Consider the following 2754-nt stretch of genomic DNA (forward strand, 5'->3'; position numbering starts at 1 on the left):
AGATGTGTATAAGAGACAGGGGAGATAGGGGAGATAGGGGAGATAGGGGAGATAGGGGAGATAGGGAAGATGGGGAGTGGGGAGATGGGGGAGTTGATGGCTGATTATAAACCGTTGATGATGAGAGATTTGTTGGCTCGGGAGGCGATCGCGCAGATTCCTAAGATTCTGACGCTGTTAGACCGCAATCCCCATAGCCCGACCTATGGCTGTTTCGATCGTAATTTCTGGCAGTACAAAATTATTGATTTTCCCAGTGGCATGTCGCAGGAGTTTGTCCTGCCGTTGGCGTTGGCGTATCACACGGAGTTGCCGGATAACCCGTTCTATCAGCAGCCTGTATTTCGGGATTGGGTGGAAGCGGGGATTCTCTATGCGGCTCGGAGTGCCCATGCGGATGGTTCCTGTGATGACTATTTCCCGTTTGAGCGGGCGGGGGGAGCGGCGGCATTTTCCCTGCTGGCATGTATTGACAGCTATAAGCTGATGGATTTGCACAATCCGGCGGCTCTGGCATTTTTTGAGCGGCGGGCCAATTGGTTAGCCCATCACCATGAAAGTGGTCAGTTGACCAACCACCAGGCATTGATTGTGTTGTGTCTGGAGTTACTGGGCAATTTGCTGAAAACCTCCCAGTGGGAGCGGGAACGGGGGGAGCGATTGGAGCGGGTGTTGTCCTGGCAAAATCCGGAAGGGTGGTTTCAGGAGTATGAGGGCTGCGATCCGGGCTACCATACGCTGACGATCGCCTGTCTGGCGCGAATTGATCAACTGCGACCTGATCCGAGAGTAAAAGAAGCACTGCGGCAAGCGGTAGAGTTAGCGGCTCACTTTATCCATCCCGATGGTTCCTATGGGGGAGAATATGCCAGTCGGAATACCTATAATTTCTTTCCCCACGGGTTTGAGTTGGTCGGACGCTGGTTGCCGGAAGCCTTGTGGATCAATGACCAGTTTTTAGTCGGGTTGCAAAATGGGTTAGCGCCCTGCTACGCCGACGACCACATCATTGGACACCATACCTGGAATTATTTACTAGCCTGGCATGACTTTGTGCCGCAACGTCCCGCGCCTGTTCCCCGTCCCACCGGGCGGCTGTGGCTGAAGAATGCCGGAATTCTCATCGATCGCCGCGACTCGACGGAACTGTATCTTGCTTTAAATAAAGGGGGGGTATTTAAGCTATTCCGGGATGGCAGGTTAGTGGCTTCAGACACGCAGTTCTCTGTGCAGGTGACGCAGGGAGGCAAGCGGAAAAATGCGGTTGCCCATCTGGTCGGTCGGTATGAGAGTGAGGTGGAAGAGGACACGATCGCGATTCAAGGGCAACTGGGGTGGGCAAAACAAAAGCAAATGACTCCATTTAATTTAATGATTTTGCGGGTAGTGATGTTGACGATCGGGCGATTCTTTCCTAACCTGATCCGCAAGCTACTCCAGAAAATGTTGATTACCGGGAAGCAACCGGCTCCTTTCCGCTTCCATCGGCGGCTAGAGTGGCGGGATGGTCAATGGCAGATTCGTGATGACTTAAAAGCCGAGTCCTGGCAAGGAGTGGAAACGGTGGGCATCGGTGGCGACCAAACTTCAATTTATGTGGTGATGAGTCGAACCTTCCAGCGAGGACAATTACAACCCTGGCTCGATCTCACCGCTAAAGCGAAATCTCTTCCTGCCGGAGAAATTCTACATCTGGAACGATCGTTATAACGAGGTCAATTCATTCAGAACTATGTCCCTTCAGGTTCATTTTGAAGAAGTTCTTGACAGCACTGCTCAGGTGTGGGGCTATCCGGGAACCGATTTTCTCCATCGAGCGGAAAATGCCTACGGTTACTATCCGGTGTTACCCCGTAGCGGCGATCGCATTTATCATCAGGGCTACTGGTGGGAAGTGGTGAACGTCTCGATCTATCCCACCCACTGCTCTGTCCCCCATATTATTCGGGTGAAATTCAGTTCGCCGGGATAATCGCTACAGTGAGAAGCGGGTTAAGCCGCCCAGCAGGAGCAACCAGACGACCACAATTTGCCAGTGGATGAAGACGGGAATCCAGAGGGAGCCGGTTTTCAGGTAGGCGATCGTACAAATGGTGCCGACTAACCCTGCCCCCAGCAGAAACATCGGCTCGCGGAAAAACGAGGGAGTCCAGGGCAACAGATGATAGAGCAGGAAACTAATCCAACTCAGCCCAATCCAGAACCAGCGAATACCGGGTGAAATAGATTCTCTAGGATGGGGAATCGGCAATACCCGAAACATCAGCTCCTCGTTTAACCCCGGCATCAACACGGCAGCGACCATTACTTGAGCGATCGTTCCGGGTGACAACTGCGGATCAAACCGGAGAAACCCCGATAATAGTCCGATCGGCAGGTAGACTAATCCGTAGATCGTTAATAACGCGATCGCCCACCCCCAATCCTGTTTTGTTGGACGACTTGACCATGCCTGAAGTACCCGCCACCACAGTTTTTGCATCATTGCTGCCCAAAGTAGTTAACGCTTAAGAACTTGACCTCATGAAACGCCTGATTTCCATCCTGGTTAGCTTGTTTATTCTGGCAGTAATTTACTCGAAAATCGACTTCCAGGGCTTGATTCAAGCCTTCCGCACCTGCAATGGCGGGTGGATGGCAATCAGTCTCGGGATGGTCATCCCTATTACGATGATCACCTCCTGGCGACTACAGCAGCTAATGCCGAAAAGCCGGGGCGGTGGGGGAGATGGGGGCTGTCTCTTATACACATCT

3 protein-coding genes and 1 pseudogene are annotated in these 2754 nt (G+C 52.4%); 3 read left to right on the forward strand and 1 reads right to left on the reverse strand.

The genetic code is table 11. The features are described from left to right. Positions 1-96: 96 nt before the first annotated feature. Together ACN4EK_RS32320 and ACN4EK_RS32325 are read left to right on the forward strand one after the other, a co-directional pair. Complete coding sequence (locus ACN4EK_RS32320) at positions 97-1710, forward strand: hypothetical protein (protein WP_431662550.1); 1614 nt, start codon at positions 97-99, stop codon at positions 1708-1710. 22 nt (positions 1711-1732) lie between these two features. Beyond that, a complete protein-coding gene (locus tag ACN4EK_RS32325) occupies positions 1733-1972 on the forward strand; it encodes a hypothetical protein (RefSeq protein ID WP_431662551.1) in 240 nt (79 codons plus the stop codon). Between the two features lie 3 nt (positions 1973-1975). Here ACN4EK_RS32325 and ACN4EK_RS32330 read toward each other — a convergent pair whose 3' ends face one another. Beyond that, positions 1976-2485 carry a CPBP family glutamic-type intramembrane protease gene (locus tag ACN4EK_RS32330; RefSeq protein WP_431662552.1) on the reverse strand — a complete coding sequence of 170 codons (510 nt, stop codon included), beginning with the start codon at positions 2483-2485 and terminating at the stop codon, positions 1976-1978. Positions 2486-2523: 38 nt separating this feature from the next. Here ACN4EK_RS32330 and ACN4EK_RS32335 point away from each other — a divergent pair. Continuing rightward, positions 2524-2754: pseudogene (locus ACN4EK_RS32335) on the forward strand (hypothetical protein); the annotation flags it as partial.

Origin of the sequence: Pantanalinema rosaneae CENA516 (assembly GCF_050753385.1) — a bacterium.
GTDB lineage: Bacteria > Cyanobacteriota > Cyanobacteriia > Leptolyngbyales > Leptolyngbyaceae > Pantanalinema > Pantanalinema rosaneae.

What these genes read in the sequence shown, in the direction of transcription:
- ACN4EK_RS32320 (WP_431662550.1), top strand. Translation starts at nt 97, where the DNA reads ATGGCTGATTATAAACCGTTGATGATGAGAGATTTGTTGGCTCGGGAG.
- ACN4EK_RS32325 (WP_431662551.1), top strand. Translation starts at nt 1,733, where the DNA reads ATGTCCCTTCAGGTTCATTTTGAAGAAGTTCTTGACAGCACTGCTCAG.
- ACN4EK_RS32330 (WP_431662552.1), bottom strand. Translation starts at nt 2,485, where the DNA reads ATGATGCAAAAACTGTGGTGGCGGGTACTTCAGGCATGGTCAAGTCGT.